Annotated in this window: 16 protein-coding genes and 3 pseudogenes; all 19 read right to left on the bottom strand. The window is 55.4% G+C overall.

Annotated elements, in window-relative coordinates; all coding sequences use genetic code 11:
* Positions 1-3 precede the first annotated feature (3 nt).
* Positions 4-546: a hypothetical protein gene (locus tag OMP40_RS28000; protein WP_277536217.1), complete on the bottom strand. Its 543-nt coding sequence runs from the start codon at positions 544-546 to the stop codon at positions 4-6.
* A 71-nt stretch (positions 547-617) separates the two neighbouring features.
* Positions 618-812, bottom strand: a complete 195-nt coding sequence (locus OMP40_RS27995; protein WP_277536216.1) for a hypothetical protein — start codon at positions 810-812, stop codon at positions 618-620.
* Positions 784-1,980 carry a helix-turn-helix domain-containing protein gene (locus OMP40_RS27990; RefSeq protein WP_277536213.1) on the bottom strand — a complete coding sequence of 399 codons (1,197 nt, stop codon included), beginning with the start codon at positions 1,978-1,980 and terminating at the stop codon, positions 784-786. Before OMP40_RS27990 ends, OMP40_RS27995 begins: the two co-directional genes overlap by 29 nt.
* 25 nt (positions 1,981-2,005) lie before the next feature.
* A complete protein-coding gene (locus tag OMP40_RS27985; RefSeq protein WP_277536211.1) occupies positions 2,006-2,428 on the bottom strand; it encodes a response regulator in 423 nt (140 codons plus the stop codon).
* A gap of 109 nt (positions 2,429-2,537) precedes the next feature.
* On the bottom strand, positions 2,538-3,737 hold the full coding sequence (locus OMP40_RS27980; RefSeq protein WP_277536208.1) for a hypothetical protein: 1,200 nt from the start codon (positions 3,735-3,737) through the stop codon (positions 2,538-2,540).
* A 52-nt stretch (positions 3,738-3,789) separates the two neighbouring features.
* Positions 3,790-5,297 (bottom strand): annotated as a pseudogene (arfA, locus tag OMP40_RS27975) (arabinosylfuranosidase ArfA).
* Positions 5,298-5,978: 681 nt separating this feature from the next.
* Positions 5,979-7,082 carry a hypothetical protein gene (locus tag OMP40_RS27970; protein WP_277536207.1) on the bottom strand — a complete coding sequence of 368 codons (1,104 nt, stop codon included), beginning with the start codon at positions 7,080-7,082 and terminating at the stop codon, positions 5,979-5,981.
* Between the two features lie 23 nt (positions 7,083-7,105).
* Positions 7,106-7,348: a twin-arginine translocase TatA/TatE family subunit gene (locus OMP40_RS27965; protein ID WP_277536204.1), complete on the bottom strand. Its 243-nt coding sequence runs from the start codon at positions 7,346-7,348 to the stop codon at positions 7,106-7,108.
* A gap of 17 nt (positions 7,349-7,365) precedes the next feature.
* Positions 7,366-8,376: a zinc-dependent alcohol dehydrogenase gene (locus OMP40_RS27960; protein ID WP_277536203.1), complete on the bottom strand. Its 1,011-nt coding sequence runs from the start codon at positions 8,374-8,376 to the stop codon at positions 7,366-7,368.
* Between the two features lie 59 nt (positions 8,377-8,435).
* The gene (locus OMP40_RS27955) at positions 8,436-9,575 is read right to left on the bottom strand and encodes a mandelate racemase/muconate lactonizing enzyme family protein (RefSeq protein ID WP_277536201.1); all 1,140 of its coding nucleotides are present in this window, start codon (positions 9,573-9,575) and stop codon (positions 8,436-8,438) included.
* A gap of 26 nt (positions 9,576-9,601) precedes the next feature.
* The gene (locus OMP40_RS27950; RefSeq protein WP_277536199.1) at positions 9,602-10,303 is read right to left on the bottom strand and encodes a PIG-L deacetylase family protein; all 702 of its coding nucleotides are present in this window, start codon (positions 10,301-10,303) and stop codon (positions 9,602-9,604) included.
* 69 nt (positions 10,304-10,372) lie between these two features.
* A complete protein-coding gene (locus tag OMP40_RS27945) occupies positions 10,373-11,983 on the bottom strand; it encodes a hypothetical protein (RefSeq protein ID WP_277536198.1) in 1,611 nt (536 codons plus the stop codon).
* Positions 11,984-12,015: 32 nt separating this feature from the next.
* Complete coding sequence (locus OMP40_RS27940; protein WP_277536196.1) at positions 12,016-13,206, bottom strand: Gfo/Idh/MocA family protein; 1,191 nt, start codon at positions 13,204-13,206, stop codon at positions 12,016-12,018.
* A 63-nt stretch (positions 13,207-13,269) separates the two neighbouring features.
* Entirely contained in the window at positions 13,270-14,148 is an 879-nt protein-coding gene (locus OMP40_RS27935) for a carbohydrate ABC transporter permease (RefSeq protein WP_277536194.1), read from the bottom strand.
* 17 nt (positions 14,149-14,165) lie between these two features.
* Positions 14,166-15,064 (bottom strand): annotated as a pseudogene (locus tag OMP40_RS27930) (ABC transporter permease).
* Between the two features lie 123 nt (positions 15,065-15,187).
* Positions 15,188-16,720, bottom strand: a complete 1,533-nt coding sequence (locus OMP40_RS27925; protein WP_277536191.1) for an extracellular solute-binding protein — start codon at positions 16,718-16,720, stop codon at positions 15,188-15,190.
* 282 nt (positions 16,721-17,002) lie between these two features.
* The gene (locus OMP40_RS27920) at positions 17,003-19,102 is read right to left on the bottom strand and encodes a family 78 glycoside hydrolase catalytic domain (RefSeq protein WP_277536190.1); all 2,100 of its coding nucleotides are present in this window, start codon (positions 19,100-19,102) and stop codon (positions 17,003-17,005) included.
* A gap of 64 nt (positions 19,103-19,166) precedes the next feature.
* A pseudogene (locus OMP40_RS40535) lies at positions 19,167-19,814 on the bottom strand (alpha-L-rhamnosidase N-terminal domain-containing protein); the annotation flags it as partial.
* Positions 19,815-19,968: 154 nt separating this feature from the next.
* The gene (locus OMP40_RS27910; RefSeq protein WP_277536188.1) at positions 19,969-21,921 is read right to left on the bottom strand and encodes a twin-arginine translocation signal domain-containing protein; all 1,953 of its coding nucleotides are present in this window, start codon (positions 21,919-21,921) and stop codon (positions 19,969-19,971) included.
* Positions 21,922-21,925 lie beyond the last annotated feature (4 nt).

The following is a 21,925-nucleotide window of genomic DNA, read 5'->3' as shown; positions in this document are numbered from 1 at the left end:
GGATCATGAACTTGCGCAGGAACGTCCCCCCGCTTGCCCGATTTTTTCTTCGTTCCCGTGGGATACGACGCGGCCCGATTCGTCGACCAGATACAACTCGTTATTTTCAATATCGTTGGCATGATTGTAGATATCGTTGAAGTACCTCATGTCCATATTGAGGACAAGCGTAGCCGAGTGGTTATTCGAGTAAAAGCTGCGCGCGGCGGTAATATAGTGAGTCGGCTTCTTCGCTTTTTCGGACGGCGTTCCCGTATCGGCAATGTCAAAATCCCGATCGGTAAAGCCGCCGAACCAGACGAGCGTCTGCGCGGCCGATCTCATTTTGCCGTAAATTTGCGCTTGGTAAAAGGCATTCACTTTACTGGTCGAGTCGAACAAGATATCGTTTCTTTGCGCGGTCGTTCGGATCATGAAGCCGTTATCGCCAAAGTAACTGATCGAATCGATAAAAGGGTTGTCCGAGAGCGCTTCCGAGAAGTATTGAAACGCCGCCGAAACCTGCACGACGCTGTCCAACTCTCTCATGCTCTTGAAATTGATCAAATTTTGCAATTCGGCCTCTAAAAAAGAGCTGTTTTGAAACTTGGTCCACCTCGTTGACAAACACCGACAAATTATAATCGTTTTGTTTGAACTGCTGTTGATTCGTTTCGATCGCGTTTTTTTTTGAGCACGTTCATGATGCCGACATAAGCGAACAGCGAGCTGATCGTGAAAATAAAAAGAAAGATGATCAGGAACGAGAAGACCAATTGATTCGCCAGCGAATATCGGTTCGCTCTATTGAACAGTCGCATCATCCGCGCCATCTTCTCTTTCCTCCCTGCTGTCCACGAACCATTGCATCCGGAACTCATGGGGCCGCATGCCGGTAACCCGTTTGAAAATTCGGCTGAAGTAGCTGTCGTCCTTATATCCTGTCTTTGCGGCGATCTCATAGGATTTTAAATGCGTATTCATAAGCAGGTTTTTGGCCATATCGATTCGATAAGCGTTCAAATACTCGACAAAGCTCGTCTGCAGATGCTTTTTGAACAGCCTGCTCAAGTAGCTTGGATTCATTTGCACTTGATCGGCCAGCTGCTGCAGGGACAGGTCCTGGTCGTAGTGGGCCTGAATGTACTTGACGGCATCGGCGATTTCTTTGCTGATCGCCTTTTTCTTCTGGTGATAATTTTGAATCTGGCGCAAATATTGCGCAAAAACGGCGATATGATCGTCCAGCGTCGCGCTCTGATGGATTCGGCCGGCGTAATCGAGCGCCATGCTGGAAATGTCGTCGGCATAAAAGTTGAGATTGACGGTCGGCCAGTGGATCCAGCGTATCATCATGACCTGAATATCTTGCCTGGAGATGCTTTCCTGTTGACCGAGCGATTCGATTCCGGCTTCGATTTCTTTGAAGTACCGGTCGTTAAAGGGCTCGCGTTCGCGAATCATCTTGCCGAGCTTCGCGGCTACGCTTTTCGTAATGTGCTCCGCGTTCATGAGATCGGATCGGATATAAGCCGCATTTCCGAGCACGAATCGCAAGTCCAGCATGCGAAGACACTCGACGTACATCTGCTTGAGCGCGGCGTAGCCGTTGTGGATCGAGCTGATTCCGAAAGTGACGGAGGCGTTCAGGTAAGTTTTGACGACGCTGCTGATATGGGAAAGGATGTCCTGCAGCTGCCGGTAAATATTCGACTCGCTGACGATGTCGTGGAAGCTGAACGCCAGAATATATTTCTCGTCCCGCTCGTAGATGACCTCTCCGCGATTGTAGCCGGCGAGCAGCTCGCTCATCATGTTGAGAATGCTGAAACGGATCAAATTCCCGTGGCTGTCCATGAATTTGCTTTCCATCTGTTTGAAGTTGTCGATGGCCATGACGCATACGATGAGCCGCTCCGGCTGGAGACGAAAGCGCAGCTCCTTCGCGATAACGGCGAATTCCGCATCCGAATAGCGTCCGTAAGACAAATAATCCTTCATGGCGTTTTCCTTGAGGTTGATAGCGTTAAGCAGGTCGTGCCGGGGCTCCGGGGGAAGATTGCGCGCTTTTCGTTTTTAATTCGGTCTGCACTTTTTGCAGAACCTTCTCCATCTCGTCGATGGACATTTTGAACTTGAGGATATAGTCCGTCACGCCGAATCGGATCGCCTTGTGAACCCAATCGAACTCTTCGTAAGCCGTCAGAATGATGATCTTGGTCTCCGCATCGTTCTCCCTGATGCGGGAGATCAGCTCCATGCCGTCCATATTGGGCATTCGGATGTCGGTCAGAATAAGATCGGGCTTGGCCTGTGCATAGAAGTCCCAGGCCGCTTGTCCGTTCGAGAAGTCCGCGATTACCTCCATGTCCAGCTTTGACCATTCGATCGAGTTTTTCAGGCCGATTCGCACCAGCATCTCGTCTTCCACGATGATGACCTTGATCATGGCGCACACCTCATTCTTCAAGATGCATGAGCAGGTAAAGAGAAAGAGCCTATTCGGTTAATGAATCGGCTCTTTCGAACGAGGCAATCGATTAATTCTGAGGGGGAGACTATGTCAGTCTGATTTTTAAAAGGCGGTCGCCAGGCGCATACCAGCCTCGGGCGACGCCGGCTTTCATGCCGCTGCCTTGCCGAACGGCCCGGCCAGACGCGTCCAGTTCGACCGGCTCTTCCTCGGCAAGATCATAAGCCGGATGAGCGGGAAGAAAAACGACGCCGCGGTCCTGGACGATCCCGTACGATCCCGGCGAGATCGCGTCCAACGCCGTTCCGTACAGCCGTTCGCCGAATGTCCAAGGCTTCACCCCGTCCCCGATCAGCGCGACCGGGCTCCCTTTGCCGATCCGCGCCGTACCGATGTTCCGGACGAACCGGTGTAACGAAGGATCGCAGATGGACCATTTGCCTTCGCACAGCTCGTCGAAGGCGGTGGGAACGGAAGTGTAGCCGAGATCCGTCGTCGTGACGGCTTCCACATAATCGATCGAATTGCCGCGGAGCTCAAAGGTAAAGCTGGCCTGGACGTAGGAACGAAGCCGCTGCGGCGCGACGTCTTTCAGGTAAAGATAACGCAGAAATTCGGCTCTGCAGCCCTCGACGACGACGGTGTCTCTGCCGTAGGTGATCAGATCGCCGACCACGATATGAGTACAAATACAGTTGTAAAGCTCGAATCGGCAGCCTTCGCCGGCGTAAGGCTCGAAGCCGTTATGCATCCAGAGCATGCCGTTGGAATGGACGCCTCTGGCGACGACCCTTTGGCCTTGCCGCAGTCCGCAAGCGAGTCCGTTTTGATAATTGCCCATGTCCGGCGTGTTTTCGTTGATCAGCGTGCAGTCGACGAGTTCGATCGTTCCCTGCACGTGTTCGTCGTCGATATGCACGGGCGCCTTCAAATTATAGCTGACGATGGTCAGATTCCGGAGCGAGGCGTATTCGATCCGTTGTCCGTAGCAGGCCGTGTCGAACACGCTTTTCGCGTCGCTGTACTCGTCGTCCCGTTTGACGATTCGCACGCCGCCGCGGGATTGTCCGACGAGCTCCACGTAATTTTTCAAACCCAGGTAAAGGGCGCCGTCGTTCGAGACATCGTAGGTGCCGTTCATAATCCGCAGCACGTATCGCTTCCGGGCGGAATGATCCGCGATGTCGTCGAGCGCGGCCCTGATCGCCGTATAATCGCAGTCCTCTCCGACGGTGCCGCCGGCTTTTACGATCTTCTCGACGCGCTCGAAGTCGTCGCTCCTCATGGCTCGTCGCCTCCACTTCGCCTGCCGGCAGCAAGCGGTCGCTATAGAACGGTTACGCTTTTTTTAATCGAATGACGTTCCAGGACAGCTGCGGCAGTCTCGCGTGCAGGCGCCCGTCGCGAAGCGCGGTGCCGCTCTCGGCATGCGGCGTTACGTTGAACGGCTCGCTCGCCGTATTCCTTGCTTTCGGATCCGCATGGGTCAGCGCCAGATGTTCGACGACCCGGTAGCCGGCGAACTGCCGCAGGTCCGCTTCGACCTCAAGCGTCTCCGTCAGATCGCGATTGACCGCGAAAATCGTCAGCTGCCCGGCTTCCTCGTCGTAGACGACGGCCGACTCCAGGCACGGGACGTCCGTGAATTGCGCGCAATCGTACTTAGGACTTTGAACGATCGGCTTCAACGAGACGCCCCGGCCGTACATCGACGCATGCAGGTAAGGGTAAAAAAATCGTCTGCCGCCACGCGATGCCGTTATTCTCGGTCATGATCGGCGCGATCACGTTCACGAGCTGGGCGATGCACGCCATCCGAATGCGGTCCGCGCGCTTCAGCAGCGAGATGATCATGCAGCCGACTACGATCGCATCCTCGTGCGTGTATATGTCTTCGATCTGCGGAGGGGCGATCGTCCAGCGCTCGAGCTGGCGGTCCGCTTCCGCGCTGTGGTACCAGACGTTCCACTCGTCGAAGGAGAGCATCATCTGCTTTTTGCTCCGCTTCTTGGCCTTCATGTAATCGCAGACCGCGATGACGGAATGAATGTAGTCGTCCATCTCCAGCGTCTTCGCGACGAAGCTGGCGGTGTCGTCCTTGCGGTTCCCGTAGTACGTATGGAGCGACAGATAGTCGACCTGCTCGTACGTATGGTCCAGCACCGTCGCTTCCCACTCGCCGAATGTCGGCATGTCGCGCATCGAGCTGCCGCAGGCGACCAATTCGATCGACGGATCGACCCATTTCATGAGCTTCGCCGTCTCGAGCGCCGTGCGTCCGTATTCGTTCGCCGTCTTGTGACCGATCTGCCAGGGTCCGTCCATCTCGTTGCCCAGGCACCAGGTCTTGAAACCGTGCGGCGCTTCCTGCCCGTGCGATCTGCGCAGGTCGCTCCAGTACGTGCCGCCGGGATGATTGCAATATTCGATGAGATTGCGCGCATCCGCGGGTCCGCGCGTGCCCAGGTTAACGGCCATCATCACGTCGGCGCCGACCGAGCGCGCCCATGCGGCGAACTCGTTGGTGCCGACTTCGTTCGTCTCCAGGGCCCCCCCAGGCCAGGTCGAGCCTGCGCTTGCGCGACGCGACGGGACCGACGCCGTCCTCCCACTCGTAGCCGGACACGAAGTTGCCGCCGGGATAACGGATGATCGGAACGCCCAGCTCCCGGACCAATGCCATAACGTCCTTCCGGAAGCCTTGGGCGTTCGCCTCCGGATGTCCCGGCTCATAGATGCCGCCATATACCGCCCGGCCGACATGCTCGATGAACGAGCCGTACAGTCTGGGATCCACGGTACCAATGACGAAATGTTTGTCGACGATCAGTTCAGCTTTGCTCATTTGCGGCGTTATCCCCTTTTCGATGCTTGCTCCGGCTGCTGTGCGGTTGCGCTGGCGCCTGGGTCGGCGGCAGGCGGCAGGAACGCGGTTGCCGAACGGCTGCGGTTGGCCGGCGGACTGCAAGAATGCGGTTGCCGAACGGCTGCGGTTGGACGGCGGACTGCGAGAATGCGGTTGCCGAACGGCTGCGCGGTTGGCCGGCGGACTCCAGCGCCTTTATTATTGGCATGATAGACACTTTGCGGCCGTTCGCGGACTGGAGGGCCGTTAACCCGATCATTCATGCGCCTAAACCGTTACTTTAGCGAGAATAACGGCTGCTGAGTCCACATCCCCCGCTAAAAGGCCGATTACCCTGCAAATAACGGCCCCTGAGTCCTTCTGCTTGGCAAGTTTGTGCGGTGGTTTGGCAAAATGGTCGGAGTTGGCTCATGAACCTAATTTTTGAAGAAACCTTTCGCATAACGTAAGCGATTACAGCGAACGGAATCCATTCCTATCTTAGGTAAGTTGTCTGACCAATTTAAAGATAATATATGTGATTTCTCAAGCGCCGTCAATCTCTTTCAAGAACCGCGGCGAAGCTGGACTTCAAAAATTATCGCCAAGCCGGCAGTCAAGGGTCAAACTAAAAAAAGCAGCTGCCCCATCGGCAACTGCTCGGCTTCCATATCTTGCCGATCAATACTGTACGAGGAGGTGCGGCGTGTCAATCGCCTCGCCTCCGCTCGCGAGCGAGCGCATGCACGCATCGAGCGCGCCGGCGGTGAGTAGCGAGCGTTCGAACGCATGCGGCGGGTTGCGCGTATGAATAAATTTCTCGATCTCCAGCACAAGCCGGCCAAAATGAATGTAAGGCTTCTGCCCTTGCAGCAAAAATTCCCTGCAGATCGGAGATTCATGAGCATACACTTGATAGGCGGAGGCGAACGTCAACACTTCGGGATTGCTTGTCGCGATGCCGGACCGTAAACCGTCCGCGTAGTAAATCTCTACGAATGCGGGTTCGATTACCTCGTCCGGAAATGCATCGAGATCGCGAAGGTTGATAAATCCGCCAAGCGTCCGATACAAGCCGTTCCAATCTTCCGACAACAGCTGCGCTATCGCCGCTTTCCCTTTATAAGCCCGAACGCTTCGAATGCCCGACTCGCCGCATGCGCGGCGCTCTCCGACCGATTGCATCATCTCGATCGTATGATACATGTACCGTTCTAAAGGGCCGTAAGCAAACCCGAACATCTTATGCAGCGGAGAGCCTGCCGGAAACGGCTCTACGGATGGCCGCGTACGCGAATAAGGGACGACCGAGCTGGACATGAATGGGATCTGGCGCGTTTTGATCTGCCCGTACATCCACGCGATGTCTTCCTGGATGACCGCAAAGCCTTTGTCCGAGAATACGGGGACGATTCGGTCGAACTCCAGCATCACGTTCAGGCATTCCTCGAAAAAACGGCGGCGAGGGTACAGGGTCTGTCCGATCTCATTATCGAGATAATCGCCGTGTTCCCCGATAATGAGAATGCCGTCTATATCAAAAGAATCGCTGCCGACAAGTAGCGTTTCCCGGATGCTTGGCAAGATCGGGATGCCATGCTTGGCAGCCAGCTCGCGGCTCAAGTCGTTTTCCGGAAACTGATCCACGTAAATGGCCGCGATCTCCAGCGTCGATCGGTACAACCTGCCATCCAGTCGAAACCCCTCAAGCATTTTCGTGATGATGACGTCGGCGTGGCAAATATCCCAAAATTCCGTAATGACGGCTGCGACTCTCTTTTTCATGACACCCCTCCTCTTCTGTTGGTTTATGATCGGTCGGCACGGGGGAGGACCGGTTGATCTGTCTTATTTTTTGTCGACATCGGCTGCGCTTCACGTTCTTCATGCCGCTCCGTCTCCGGGTCGGCCAACAGCTCCTTCGACCCGCTCCTGAATTCGCGCAGCGTGCGTCCGAAGGCGCTTCCCAGCGCGGGGAGCTTGCTTGGACCGAATAATAACAACGCCACTAAAACAAGAAGTATCAAACCGGCGGAACCAATGTTAGGCATATCTATCCCTCCACTCGTTAATTGTCCACGATGACCTTGATCGTTTCGTCTCCGCCGGACATCGCGCAATTAATCGCTTGATCCAGTTGTTCATAAGGATAGCGGTTCGTAATCATCGGCTTGACGTCAATTGAACCTGAAGCAAGCAGCGCGATGACCCGCGGCCATACCTGCGGCGCGTTCGCGCTGCCTATGCAAGTCACTTCGCGCAGAATGAGATCCAAGACATCCACTTCGACCTTTCGTGCCGGAAGTCCGAACAGCAGCACGCGTCCCCGGTTGGCAACGAACCGCTGGGCAAGCTGAATCGTTTCCGGTTTGCCTACCGCTTCGATAACGACATCGTAGCTTTGTTGCACGGCAACGGATAACAAGTCTTGCTCTATTATATTAATCGCTTCATCCGCGCCGTAAGCCAGGGCCAGTTCAAGCCGCCTTGGCCGCGTGCCGGCAACCGTTAAACGCGAAACTCCCATAATCTTGCATAACCGGGCGAAAAACAATCCGGTCGGACCATCGCCGATAATGATCGCCGTCTCGCCCGCACGCAGACGGACCTTATCCATCCCGCCCAGACAAACATGAATCGTTTCAGCCTGCGAGGCTTCGTCGAATCCGATCGATTCGGGCAGCACATACACGTTTTTCTCCGAAACGATCACATGCTCCTGCCAGAAGCCCGACCGATTCAAGCCGTACTCCCCACTATGCGCGCATTGATGCTTGTCGCCTGCCAGGCATACATCGCAGCTGCCGCAGCCGACGCTCGGATCCAGCGCGCAGCGCTCCCCGACTTGAATTCGCGTGACGCCTGCGCCGACCCGAACGACTTCGCCTGCCGCTTCATGCCCGAGCGCATACGGCGGCTCCGCAAACGAAACGGAACGATTCATAATGTGCAAATCCGTCGCGCAAATGCCGATCGACCGTACTTTTACCATGACGTCATATTCCCGCAGCTCCGGCAATTCCAGGGATGTGAGTTCGGGAACGAGCGATCCGTTCCATACCCATGCTCTCGTTTCCATGACGCACGCCTTCTTTCTTGGACGATTCGGTAAGATCCGCGCTTAGCGCGGCAAATGAACTAACGGTCGCAACGGTATTTTTCGAGCGCCGCTTCGTTAATTTCGATCCCCAGGCCAGGCTTGTCGCTCACTTGCGCATAGCCGTCCCGGACGCGGATGTCGCTTTGCAGCAATTCCTGGCGAATCGGCGTTTCTGCGACGCAATATTCCAGCAGACTGCCATTGGGGATTGCCGTAATGAGGTGCAGCGAAGCCGCGATCACGATGCCGCTGCTCCAGGCATGCGGAACGCAGGTCAGATGATGCGCGTGGGCGAGCTGGGCGATTTTCTTGGCCTCGGTCAAGCCCCCGCATCGGGTCACGTCCGGCTGCACGATGTCGACGCCGCCTTGCTCGATCAACTGCCTGAACCCGTATCTCGTCGTTTCGTTTTCGCCTCCTGCAATGCGAATATTCGTCGATTCGGCCAGCTTGCGGTAGCCGTCGTAATCGTCGGCGAAAAGCGGCTCTTCGATCCAGTAGGGTTTATAAGGCTCCAGCTCTTGAATAAGCGCCATGCGGGAGGCGGCATCGATCGGATGATCGTCGGACGGAATAAATCCGAGGTCGAACAGTAGATCGGTGTTCGGACCGGCGGCCTCGCGGGATGCTTTGACCAATTCGACGATCTCGCGATTGCCTTGTTCGAATCCGCCCCATCCAAGCTTAATCGCCGTGTACCCCTGCTCGACCCATTTACGCGTTTCGTCAGAGGCTTCCTGGGGGGAATACGGCATAAGCGTACTCGCATAGGCCCGCACCTTCCCGCGTTGGGCGCCGCCGAGCAGCTTATAGATCGGCAGGCCCAGCGCTTTGCCCATGATATCCCACAAGGCGATATCGATTCCGCTCATCGCATGGACGACGACGCCCCGTCTGCCGTAGAACTGGCTGCCGACGTACATTTTTTCCCATATACGTTCGATCTCGAACGGATCTTCACCCAGGATCATCTCGCCTAGTCCGCGGCAAATCCGATGGGACGAGGGCGACTCGATGATCGCTTTAACGACCCAAGGCGCGGAATCCACCTCGCCGTAGCCGACAATGCCTTCATCGGTATGAACCTTGATGATAATACCATCCTGGGCACTGTCGTTGTTTAACTGAACGTCGTTTTTCTGACGAACCGGTATGGCTTCGACCTTCGTGATTTTCATTGAACCTGACCTCCGTGAATGGGATTTTAGGGAAGTAGATGCGGTCCGCCGGTAACGGGATACATCGGCAGCGTGCGGAAGGCTTCGGCATATTTCACGCCGATGGCCATCCCGCGCATCGTTGCCGACTTTGCCATATGCGTGACGATATCGATGCCGTAGAGATGCTGCACCCACGCGTCCTGGCTTTCATGGCAGCGCTGCATGCGGCATTTCGTTTCGAAGACGTCGGTAATGTCCACGTATAGCTCGGGATCGAAGCCGATCGAGCCGATGTTGTCCATAATAAATACATGCGGCACCTTATCCAGGTGCGGATGAGCCGTTTCGATCAAACGGACGGTAGCCGGTATTCTGCAGTCGCTGGCAATCTCGCCGCATATTCGATGATCGGGGTGGTAATCGTTCGTGCTGTGCACGAACATGACGTCCGGCTGCGCCTGCCTGATCGCGTCGATGAACAGCAATCTTGTTTCCTTGTCGTGGAACAAGAATTCGTCGTCGATATTGAGCCAGATGAGATCGGCGCCAATAACCGCCGCGGCATGCTCCGCTTCTTTGCGGCGGATCGCGCCGATTTCCTCCCTTGAGAGCGTGGGCGAGCCGACATTCCCGTTGGTCGCGACAAGGATGGTCACTTGATCGCCTCTCGCAGCATATTTGGCCAGCGTACCGCCGCACAACCCTTCTGCGTCATCCGGATGCGCTCCTACGGCTAAAATTTTCATGACGCGCCCCATCTCCTTTTCGACGGTTGTTCGACCTCAATTACTTCGTACTGTCGTAAACGTAAAGTTTCACCATTCCTCGCTCGCATAAGAGCCGTTCGATTCTCGACGCATCAGCAAGCAAGCGTCGGCAGGCAGCTCGACCCGATGCGTCCGCCCATCCAAATGGAGCGTTCCTACCGTTCGCGAACCGTGCATGTTGAGAAGAAATAACGCCTCTTTTTCCGGCAGCCAGATCAAGCCGATATTCAGGCCTTCCGAGAGATAGGGAAACTGCGGGTTTGTCGATGCGATCAGCTCTCGCAATTGCCGACCTTCCTCGTCCGCCGGTTTCGTTCCGACGGCGTGCGCCCAATAGACGATCGGAACATCGGCGAGCCCGGACAGCAGATCCTGATTGAAGGCGGCGGCGGTTTGATCGAGAATGATCGTACGATAGTTGGAAAGCGACCGGATCCACGGCTCTGTCATCCGGTATTTTCCGAAAAAAAGCAGAATCTCTGCCTTTTCCGCGATTTTCTCCGCTTCCAGGCCTCGAATGGGCTTGACCGGAATACCGGATAAAAAAGCCGATTGCGGTACTTCCGTCGGTTCCCCGCGGGCTCCTTCCGTTCCGTATGCCTGATGCACGGGAAAAACGCGGGCGACGCGCTCGTACGCGTCCGCAATTCGTTCTATCGCTTGTTTGCGGTCGATCCATGCCTGCCAGTAATCTTCCTCGATCATCCACGTACCGCTCATGAAAAAAATATTCGGAATTCCGGCGGCAACCGCCATTTTGACTTTGAATACGAGACTTGAAGGGCTTAGCGATCTGGGGGGGAATACGGTCGTTTCGCTGAATGCCTGCTCGCGAGGCACGAGGTTCAAAAAATGGAGGACGCTAAACAAGTCGTAGGCGCGCGCTTGCGGATTGCCGAAGTCCGCGTCGTTGAAATGTCCTTCGCCGACCCGGAACATGCAGCCCGGGTTGGCGTCCCTGATGCCGGGCACGTCGATGCCGTGCCGTTCGTCGCCGAGATGCATGACTTGCAGGCCGATACGGACGCCTTGCAGGTTCGAACGGTTCATCAAACGGCTGATTTTGCCGCAGAGGTATTCCACCCACTCCTGGGCGATATTAGAATCGCCCGGCTCATCGGGCCCCGGCAGCGACCGAACGAGCGCCTCCCGCGATAATCGGCGATTATAAGCTTCGTTGTACGCCTTCAAGCAATCGTCGCAAAAGCAGCCCTCGATGCTCGGCCCCCAATTCCCTTGTCGCAAATCGTCGTCGTAAAAAATCTGTTCGAAGCCCGCGTCTCTCAGCATTTCGATCGCCCGGACGTTGTCGCCCTGCATCGTATCGTCCAGATCGGCGCAAAAGTAAACGGGCTTCCCGTCGCGGCCGACGCGATACCGCCAACGCGAAGGTATCGATAAGTCGAGCGTATCGTCGTCCGGATTCAGGCTGTTGCCCGGATGACCGACCGGTACCTGCGCGACGCCGACCTCGAAACCGTTACGAAGGAGAATTTCTTTGGCCTTGATCATATCCGCCATCGGCGCCCACCAACGGCCGAAAAAATAGCCCCAAAGCCAGATCGTGCGGATTCCGCTTCGTTTGTACAAATCAAGCGTTTCCTGAACCTCCGCCTCATTGATAACCAGCTGCGGATTCATATTATAGTGGATATGCATGTCCGACCTCGCTTCCGATTCGGTTATCGATATCACCCATGGACATTCGCAAGGCCTAGCGCGTTCCCATCGATGGCTTGAAACTGGCCGTTCTCCGCTGACCGCCTGGCATTCAAACACATCAACGCACTTAGCAGACCATCGTGAAGCGGAAAAATCGACTTGCTGTTTCCTTGCATTACATCAATAAAATTGATCGCAAGCGCGTTGTCGCCGCCGGCGTGCCCGCCCGGTCCTGGTTCGATATCGTACGTTTCCACGCGATGGGTATGGTGCATGAACACTTTGATTTGATTCGTGTAAATATCGAATTCAAGCGTCCCTTTGTAGCCAAGCAGCCGGTAATGCCGCGTTGCCGCCTTTTTCCGCGCAAAGAAATTTTGCGAATAAGACGCGTGCATCCCCGTCTCGTAGCGAATCAACGCGCTGCCGGAATCCTCGTTGCCGGTGTCGACTGCATACGCGCAATACTCGCCGTGCGGATCGTCCCCTTTTTGACGCCGGAGCACCACGCTGTCCTGGCAGGTCAGCCGCTCGTCGCAGGCCTCGCAGCGCAAGCCAGCCGGCTTGTCGCCCTTGAAGATCTGCTTCGATGTCATCGCCGCGATTCCGGTCGGCCGGATGCCGAGCAGATGATTGATGCAATCGAAATCGTGCGTCGCCTTCTGCAGGAACAGACCGCCCGTCTCCCGCTCGTCCCTGTACCAATATTGAAAATAAACATGGCCGTAGGGCACGTTATTCGCGACTTGCATATGCTCGATCGTTCCGATTCGTCCGGATTCGACGATCTCTTTGGCCAGCCTGACATGCGGGGTTTCCCGCAACGGGAAGGAAACGACGACCTCCGACCGCGATCGTTCAAAAGCGTCCTTCAGCCGCAACAGATCGGCTTCGTTCGTCGCAACAGGCTTCTCAAGGAACAGCGGAATACCGCTAGGGAGCGCGCGAATCGCCATATCCGCGTGCAGCGAGCAGCGCGTTCCGATCAGGATGCCGTCCAGCTGCGTCCCTCCGATCATTTCTTCCGGCGTATCGAAGTAGACGATATCTTCGGAACGCGTCCGCTGACGCTCTTCGATACTCGTTCCTGCCAGTTCGGCGCGAATCGCTTCGTTGCGAATATCGGCGATCGCAGTCACGCGGCAAGCAGGCTCGATCCGGACGATCTCTTCGACGATATTTCGGATTCTCGTGCCATAACCAATTACGCCGAGTCTCATTTGCATTCTCCCTTGTTCCATACTCCTCTTGCCGTCCGGCAAGCTGACGAATGTCGCAATGCGCTACCCTTTAACGCTTCCGAGCACAATTCCTTTCATGAAAAAACGCTGCAAAAACGGATATACGATCAGAATAGGCAAGGTTCCGACAAAGATCTGCGCCGCCTTAACCGTTCGTTCGGTCACGTCGAGAAACGCGCTCAGGTTCGTAATCTGCAAAATATTCGGCTGCACGATCAACGACTGCAAATAGGTTTGCAAAGGATAATGAACCGTTTTGTTCATGTAAAGCAGACCGTCGAACCAGGCATTCCAGTGACCGACCATCGTGAACAGGGCGATCGTCGCCATCGCCGGCATGGATAACGGCAAGTAGATACGGAGCAGAATCGTCAGATGTCCCGCACCGTCGATAAAAGCCGACTCCTCCAACGGCTTCGGCAATCCGCGGAAGAAGTTGAGCAGCAGCACCACATGAAAGACGGCCACCGCTCCCGGCAGTACAAGCGCCCAGATCGAATCGAGCAAGCCGTAGTTGCGGATCGTCATGTAGGTAGGAACCATGCCGCCGCCGATCAGCATCGTCACGATGAAATACCAGACATACGCCGGTCGCGATCGAAAGGCAAGCGATTCCTTCGAAAGCGGGTAAGCCGTGAAAAGCGTCAGCGTCAGGCCGAGTAAGGTGCCCAGCAGCAAGCGTTCCAACGAAACAGAAAATGCGCGTATAAACGCAGGCTCTTTAAGAATGAACCTGTAAGCGTCAATGTTGAATTGTATGGGCCAAAACGTCACGTATCCCGCCGAAACCGCGCCGGCGCTGCTGACCGACATCGACCAAATATGGACGAACGGCAAGATGCACGCCAAGCCGAGCGCGGTCATGAACGAATAATTGGCGACGATAAACAGCCGTCGGGAGAGCGAGCGCGATTCAATCATGCTTCAAGCACCTCTGCCTAAAAAATTCTGTAATTGGCATAAACGTATGCAAGCCTGTAGGAGGTGACGATTAACACAAGGCTTATGACCGATTTGAACAATCCGACCGCCGTAGACACGCTGTATTGCGCCTCCACGAATCCGATCCGGTAAACCAGGGTATCGAGAATATCGCCGGACTCGTAGACTTGCGGGCTGTAAAGCATGAAGATCTGTTCGAAGCCTGCGTTCAAAATGTTGCCGAGACTCAGTACCGCAAGCAACAGGATGGTCGTTGCGATACCCGGGACCGTAATGTGCCAGGTTTGCTTCCAGCGACCCGCTCCGTCGACATAAGCCGCCTCATATTGCGTAGGATCGATGGAGGTCAGCGCCGCCAGATAAATGATCGTTGCGAATCCGAATTCCTTCCAGACGTCCGATACGACGATCGCAAAGGGGAACCAGTCGTTGCTGCCCAAAAAAAAAGATCGGGTCGATGCCAAAGGTGCCGAGGACGCGGTTGAATATCCCCTCCGTCGATAAAATATCGATCATGATTCCGCCTCAGGATGACCCAGGACAGAAAGTGCGGCAAATAAATCAGCGTTTGAACGCCACGCCTCATCAGCTTGTGTCTCATTTCGTTCAGCAGCAGCGCTGCGATAATCGGCACAATCAGGTTCAGAATGATCTTCATGACGGCTATATATACGGTGTTCCATATGACTTGACCGATGTCGGGCATTTGTAGCATATACTTGAAATTTTCGAGGCCGATCCATTCGGAGCCGAATAGTCCGCGATTGGGAATAAAGCGTTGAAACGCAATGGAAATACCGGCAAGCGGAACGTAGTTAAACAGAAATACCATAATCGCGCCGGGCAGGAGCATCAAGTGAAGCGGCAAATTCCTTTTCCATTTTGCAAATGTCATCCTTACTACCACCTTAAAGCCGGTAGGCGAGGAAGAAGCGCGCGACTTGCGGCCTCTTCCTCAATCGAGCCGGCTGTCATTATGTGCGCGAATGGCGATTGCGCCGGAACGGCCCTGTCGGGTCTATTGGCCGGCCGCCGCCGCCCACTCGTTGACTTCTTTGGTGATCTGATCGCCGCCGAGCTTTTTCCAGTCGCTAACGAACTTGTCGAACGCTTCGGTGCCGCCGGAACCGAGGATGATCTTGGTCATCATGACCTTTTCCATCTTATCCAGCGTGGCCATTTTCTCCGACATAGCCGGCGTGGACCCGCCCAGGAATGTCGTTTGCTGCAACTGATTGCCCACAACGTAGCTATCTACCGCTTCGAGTCCTGCATGATCCATGCCGAACACTTTGTAGAACATCCAGCCCTCCACATAGCTCGGATCTTTGCGCCATTTATCGATTTTGTCGTAATACATCTTTTCTTCGGAGTTGAGTCCGGCCGGATCGTTGGCGATCAAGGCGGCTTTCACTTTGCGGTGAGCGTCGATGTTTTTCATTACCTTGCTCGCTTGCACTACATTGTAGGGATAGTAAAATACGCCGGTTTCGGGGTTTTGGGAGATGGTGGGATCCGGATTCACCCAGTTTTTTTCGTTGTAGTAGTTCATCAGCTTGACAAGCGCTTCAGGATTTTTGAAACCCTTCTTGACGACATAAACGACGGTGATCGGCATGTTCATCGAAACTTTGGCCGGCGTTTCGTCGGCGCTCGGGATCGGGTATGCGTTCCAGTCCGCTCCAGGGTCGTTTTTCTTCGTTCCGTTATTGGCATACAAGGTGGCTGCCATATCGCCGTAGAACAGGCCGACCTTACCTGAATTGATCGACTCATACACTTTGCTGACGTCCTTGACGCCGAATTCCTTGTCGATCATGCCTGCCTTATACATTTCAGCCAGCTTGAGAATCGCGTCCTTCATTTCCGGCTGGATGCTTCCGTACGACAACTGACCGTTCGCATCCTTCACCCAAATGCCAGGATAGGCGTGAAAGGCGTTAAAGAAACCGCCGATGCTGGGGCTTCCCGATGTATTGAGCTCCTTCGAGAGCCCGATGCCGAAAGTGTCTGCTTTTTGATTGCCGTCCGGGTCTTGCTCGACGAACGCTTTGGCGATTTTGTACACGTCGTCCATCGATTTCGGATCGCTCAGTCCGAGCTTCTTTATCCAGTCGCTGCGGACCCATAGCACATCCGAACCGTCGATCGCGCTCACAGTCATAGGCAGCGCGTACAGCTTGCCTTGGTAACTGGAGGCTTTCATCGCCACGCCGCCGTCTTCCATGAACAGATCTTTCAGCTCTTGCGTCGCGTATTTGCTGTACACGTCCGTTAGATCTTCGATCATATCCGCTTCAACCAGCTTCTTCAGCTGCAGCGGGCTGACTGCGAGAATATCCGGAATGTCGCCGGAAGCGATCGAGATATTCGCCTTGTTCGTATACGCTTCCGCATTGTTGACGACCCACGAATTTTTGACCTGGATGCCGAGGTCGGCCATATACCTGTCGTATATTTCATTGTTGTCGATGCTGCGGCCCGAATCGAACTGCATACCTTGCTCGTTGCGTCCTGTCGTAATGGTGATGGGCGGATCAAATTTTCCCATCGGGTCGACTTTCTCCGGAGCCTGGCTGCCAGAAGCCGATGCCGATGTTGAAGCCGACGATTCCGATGGTTGTCCGGTCGGAGAACTGCTGTTGCCGTTATTGCTGCTGCATGCGTTTACGAATAGCAAACTGCCGACAAGCGCCAATCCGGCATACTGGTTAATTCGTCTTTTTTTTTCGATTCACTTTTTTTGTTGTCCCCCTCTTTATCGGTAGGTAAGTAGGTCGATCTAAGCTCATTCTCAGGGAGTTCGAGCCTGCCGAACAATCCAAATGTGTTGTCATTCCATGCACTCTGTTGCATAATCGGTTACTTCGATCCGCTCGCAGCTTCCTTCGTATCCTGCGGGATAGCGAATCTCGTACCGAAGAGAAGCGGGAGCCGACACGCGAATGTGAATCCGATCGGCGGCTTCGTCGATTCGCCAGGACACGTCGATCCGTCCGCCGCCGAATACCGGAACGGCGCCGCTGGCCCAGCTTAATCCGCATGGCTGGGGCGCGATGACTGCTTCCTTCCATCCTGGCGCCGTTCGGCGAACGCCAAGCACGATCGCGCCGAGGAAATAAGCGGGCGCAGCGGACCAGGCATGACAATGGCTGCGAGTCGGAGCAGCCGGCTTGGCGTCGGCTGCCTCTTGGGCCGGGTACATCTCCCAGCAGGTCGTCGCGTCATGTTCCAGCATATTGCCGTAATGGTGCCGAATATCGTCCACAATCCAACGATGTTGCCCGATCTTGTCCATGGCTTCGTAATAGAAAAACGACATAAAGGGACTGCCGATCGGCACAAATCCGACAGGCGGCTGCATCAGCGAACCTTCAACTGCGGCTGCTCGGTCCGAATCCGGCATCTCGCATAAATAGGCGGAGACTTGCGTTTGCATGCTGTAAGTATTCGACATCCGTCCGTCCGCATGTATGCAATCGGCATAGGCGTTGTTTTCCTCGGTCCACAGATGGCGGTTGATCGCCTTGCGGAGCTCCGACGACCGCCTGGTCCATTCCTCGGCCTCGGCTAGGCATCCTGCGGCCATGGCCAAACGGCTGGCGGCCAGCATCGCTTTGCGCAGGAAGACGTTCTGATGCGTGACGATGCCGTCATCCGGTTGATCGATCGGCGCCCAATCGAGGAAATTCCAGCCGCGCATATTCAGCAATCCAAGCGCGTCGATCCTCAGCACATAGTGCCGCAGCGTAAAACGGACATGCGGCCAAATCCGGGCAGCGAAGGTCGCGTCGCCGGTTTGCTCGAAATATTCCTGGCAGGCGATTATCCAAAGAAAGGTCCAATTGGGAATGACGCTGCTCAGGCCGCCCGGCAGTTGGTCCGCATACAGCGGCGTTTGTACGCTGGAGCCGGGGACGAGCTCAAGGCAGCGCTTGACCAGAGCTTCGGCACCGAACGTGTAGTAGCCGATCAGCGCCTCGTTTCGGCTGTCGCCGACCCAGAAAGTTTGTTCATAAGCTGGACAATCGACGAACGTATCCTCCATGCAAAGCTTTGTCGTATACGCGCTCATTTTCCAAACTTCGTTAAGCAGCGCATCGGAGCACCGGAACCGGCCGATATCGGCGACCGGATAATGGCTTTGGATGACGGAGATGCCGAACAATCTCACGGGCTTGACGCTCGCCGAAGGATGCCTGATCGTCAACATCAAGTAGCGCATGCCCCGCCGAATCAGCGACGAATAGCTCTGCCGGCCCGCCCGGCACGTGTAGCGTAACGTATTGTCCAGGCTGTGCGTATCCTGCCGCCAGCCGGCCCGCATATACTCGAAGCCGTAGCAATCGACGACCGTGCCTTCCTCAGCCGTCAGTTCGAATTCGATGTACCCGCTTAGCTCCCTTCCAAAATCGATGACGATCTCCGTATCCGCGTCTTTGAACCTCGGAATTTCAGCCGGCGCCCCGTTGGGCGCGACCAGCAGCTGTAAAGTTGCTGGAACCGTAACCGGACGCGCCTCTCTCTTCCAGATGCAGGAAGCAAAAACGTCGTCTTGTGCGACCAGGCTTACAGGAATCGGCGCGACCCATTCCATGCTTGCGGCAAGCGTGCCGGAATTCATGTTCCGGCGGACCTGCAAATATTCTTCGCCTTTCAGATTCAGCTCTTCTCCCGGTTCGTGATCGATGAACTTGACGGTATGGAAAGGGCCGATCGATACAAAGGCGGAATCGGCGCCGGTCCCGGCAGCGAGCGGAGATGCCCAATCGAGCGGGGCGTCCCCGTCCAGTCCGATATGAAACCCGCGGCCGTGCTCCATCCCGCTCACGTCCATCACGAACAAATGGTCTCCCGGTTCCAGATTGAGATCCAAAAAAAAGCGCAGGCTTTTCCCCGCGAAAATCTTCTTCTTCGAAAGCTTTGCCGTCAATCCAGCATGTGCCGAAATTGACCGCCGAGAAGATAAAGCCAAGCGTCGCATGGACCGGTCCCTCGGGAACACGGATCAATGTCGCCACGAATCCGGTGTAGCCGACGAGATGGGCATGCGCGGTGCTTTCCGGCACCATATGATTGCGTACATCGATGACGGTGGTCCTTCGGACCGGTACGACCCGCGCCAGCGACTCGACGCGCGCCGGATACACGGGTTCTTCCGTCAGCGGCGGAATCCCGCTCGCCTGCAGACTGTCCCACGGCCACGTTCCGACAGGTCCGAGCACCTTGCTATATTGCCAATCCGAATCGTCGAAGCCCCGCTCCGTCCAGCGCTCGTCCCTCAGCCGGCCGTCCACCCGCTCCGTGAACGCTTGCTGGCACGCCATTCGCGGAGCTCGCGGGTCCTGACCGGCGTAACGGACCGTTTTCCACGTCTCGTCCGTTCCGTATACCGCGAGACGCTTGCCGTCTCCATACGTTTCCAATTGCGCAAGCAATCCACCCTGACCCTTTACATAATAGAAATTAGGGATGCCAAAATGCAGTACGACGATGGCTATCGTATTAACAGAACCTGGGCGAAGCAAATAAGCGATGTCGTATTGATCGTAAGCCTGTTCGGAAGGCCAGGAGCGAACGGGACCGCGGCCTACCCGCTCCCCGTTCACATAAAGTACATATCGCGAGTCGGCGGAAATGCGCATGACAGCGGCTTCCACCGGATGCTCGTTAAAGTGCAGATTTTTGCGGAAACATCGCCATTCGTTGCGCGGACTCGCATCCGCGGCATCGTTCCATATCCATTTCGCCAACCATTCCGTAGTCATCGCAAGCTTGTCCTTCCTTGCCAATATGAGGTTATACGGCCGTGACCGTAATAGCGCCGGCATCGCTTACCGTGATGCGATACGGCGTGCCGTTAGGGGATTTCAGGATAAGACCCGAACCGTTGTAGTTCAGCGCTGCATTCATTCGGTTCATAAGTGAAGGTAGATATTTCGTTTGCAGCGAAAACAACTCAAGTCCGGTCAAGGCAAGCGTTACTGCGGCGCTTCCGTTCCCTTGCGCACCGGCCTGAAGCATGGCGAAATAAGCATCTGCGGGGACCGCGCCTTCGATGTAATATTCTTTCCAGGCATTGCTCAGCTGTCCCGCTCCGCTCGCATTCGACAGCAGAACGGTTTGAGGCGTCGTCGAAGATAAGGACGTACCGTTTTCTTTAAACCAAATGACCTTGACCAAGGTGTCGTTGCCTGCGGTGGCCGCGCTAATCTTCCCTTGCGTTTGGAAGGCGAAGGGCTCCTCGGGAACGACCGGGAATTTGGCCGAAGACGCGTACAAGTTATTGCCGGCTCCGTTGGCGCTGATTTCGATGGCTGAACGGAAGCCGGCGGGCATAGACGCGGTCGTCTTCCGGAAATAGTTCCCGCTCCCGCTTACGCTGAAGCCGGACCAACCGGCTTTGGTGGACATATCGGCCGCCTGCGACATTTGCTCCCCGGTCGTATCGACCGATTCGGCCCAGTTCACGGCTCCCTGCAGCCGATCGCAAACCCGCGTCGACGTTCCGGATACGGAGAAGGTTGAATTTGTCACCCGCACGAGGTCTCTGCGGCTGTCCGCGATTCTTTGCGCCGACCACTCGGTCAGCTGCGCGTTGTCCAATACGGCAGAATAGCCGGGAGCGCTTCCAAAACCGGCGATGAGCGCAGCGGTTGAAGTCAGACCGCCGGCGGGTCTCCGGCAAACGATGTTATCGAGCAGCAGTCTTCCCGCACTTCCCGCTTCGATCGTGAACAAATCGCGATCTAACTGGCTTAAATAACCGCCGGTGACGTCTCGGATAACCGCATCGCCCTGCAAATAGCCCCAATGCGTGGCAACCTCGATCGCGCAATCGAGCAGCTGGAAGTCCTTGCCCTTAAAGCCATAACCGAGATTCGACGCGGTTTTCAAAATTTCGCTGCTGACGATGGTCAACGTGGCCGTGCTGGCGCTGGGCTTCACCTCGAAGGCGGTCGCCAGGTTGTTGTCGAATGCGGAGCTCCAGGCGTATTGATTGCAATCGAATATGCCTCCGATCATTTTCAATACGCCATTAGGTTGGTAGCAATTCAAGCAGTTTTGAACTTCTCTCGTTCGGAAACCGTAGATTAAATTCTCGCTTTGAGGGGCGTCCGTCACGACATCCGTATAGTGAGAGCCGAATTGCAGGCCGACAAGCACTCTGGATATGAACATGCCGAAAACCGTATTATGCTGTGCGGCGTGGCTTGCGGATTGAGAATACCAGTGGATGCCGCATTTGTACGCGGTATTATAATTGCCGTATACAAAGACGTTAAATAAGTTCAGGTACCGGCCGGTGATTTTTAATATGGCGTCCTTGTCTGCGGCAGAATCGCTCGCGGCGCTGATGCCGAATAAATAATAACCGTTAAAGTCGACGGTCTGATTGTCGGCGCTTATTTCCACGGATCTTACATTGTAGCTTCGCGTGAAAACGACGGTTCGGCCGGAGTTGAAGGCGTCTTGAACGGCTTGCGTATCGTCGGTTCCCGTTCCGATCTTGTAAAAGTCCGGCGTCACCGCCCGATTCGCAAATTCGCTGTCGATCCGCTCGAAGTTATCGTTCATATCCGTTACGACGAGCGGGTCCGATTTCTTCAATTTCAAATTCGGAGTATAGGTTGTGGCTGCAAAAACTTTGCTTGGCAACAGATTGGCGCTACCTGCAGCCAGCACTACGCCGGCAGCGCCAAGTTTGGCCAAGAAGGTTCTGCGGTTCATTCGGGTTCGGTCCGTTTCCATTCTC

This window comes from Cohnella rhizosphaerae (genome assembly GCF_029525575.1).
GTDB lineage: Bacteria > Bacillota > Bacilli > Paenibacillales > Paenibacillaceae > Cohnella > Cohnella rhizosphaerae.
Note: the sequence above shows the minus strand (reverse complement) of the source record. Positions and strands in the feature narration are given on the sequence as shown.

Coding starts and splice junctions, on each gene's coding strand:
- OMP40_RS27995 (WP_277536216.1), bottom strand. CDS start 812: ATGGCGCGGATGATGCGACTGTTCAATAGAGCGAACCGATATTCGCTG.
- OMP40_RS27990 (WP_277536213.1), bottom strand. CDS start 1,980: ATGAAGGATTATTTGTCTTACGGACGCTATTCGGATGCGGAATTCGCC.
- OMP40_RS27985 (WP_277536211.1), bottom strand. CDS start 2,428: ATGATCAAGGTCATCATCGTGGAAGACGAGATGCTGGTGCGAATCGGC.
- OMP40_RS27980 (WP_277536208.1), bottom strand. CDS start 3,737: ATGAGGAGCGACGACTTCGAGCGCGTCGAGAAGATCGTAAAAGCCGGC.
- OMP40_RS27970 (WP_277536207.1), bottom strand. CDS start 7,082: ATGAAAAAGAGAGTCGCAGCCGTCATTACGGAATTTTGGGATATTTGC.
- OMP40_RS27965 (WP_277536204.1), bottom strand. CDS start 7,348: ATGCCTAACATTGGTTCCGCCGGTTTGATACTTCTTGTTTTAGTGGCG.
- OMP40_RS27960 (WP_277536203.1), bottom strand. CDS start 8,376: ATGGAAACGAGAGCATGGGTATGGAACGGATCGCTCGTTCCCGAACTC.
- OMP40_RS27955 (WP_277536201.1), bottom strand. CDS start 9,575: ATGAAAATCACGAAGGTCGAAGCCATACCGGTTCGTCAGAAAAACGAC.
- OMP40_RS27950 (WP_277536199.1), bottom strand. CDS start 10,303: ATGAAAATTTTAGCCGTAGGAGCGCATCCGGATGACGCAGAAGGGTTG.
- OMP40_RS27945 (WP_277536198.1), bottom strand. CDS start 11,983: ATGCATATCCACTATAATATGAATCCGCAGCTGGTTATCAATGAGGCG.
- OMP40_RS27940 (WP_277536196.1), bottom strand. CDS start 13,206: ATGAGACTCGGCGTAATTGGTTATGGCACGAGAATCCGAAATATCGTC.
- OMP40_RS27935 (WP_277536194.1), bottom strand. CDS start 14,148: ATGATTGAATCGCGCTCGCTCTCCCGACGGCTGTTTATCGTCGCCAAT.
- OMP40_RS27925 (WP_277536191.1), bottom strand. CDS start 16,720: ATGGGAAAATTTGATCCGCCCATCACCATTACGACAGGACGCAACGAG.
- OMP40_RS27910 (WP_277536188.1), bottom strand. CDS start 21,921: ATGGAAACGGACCGAACCCGAATGAACCGCAGAACCTTCTTGGCCAAA.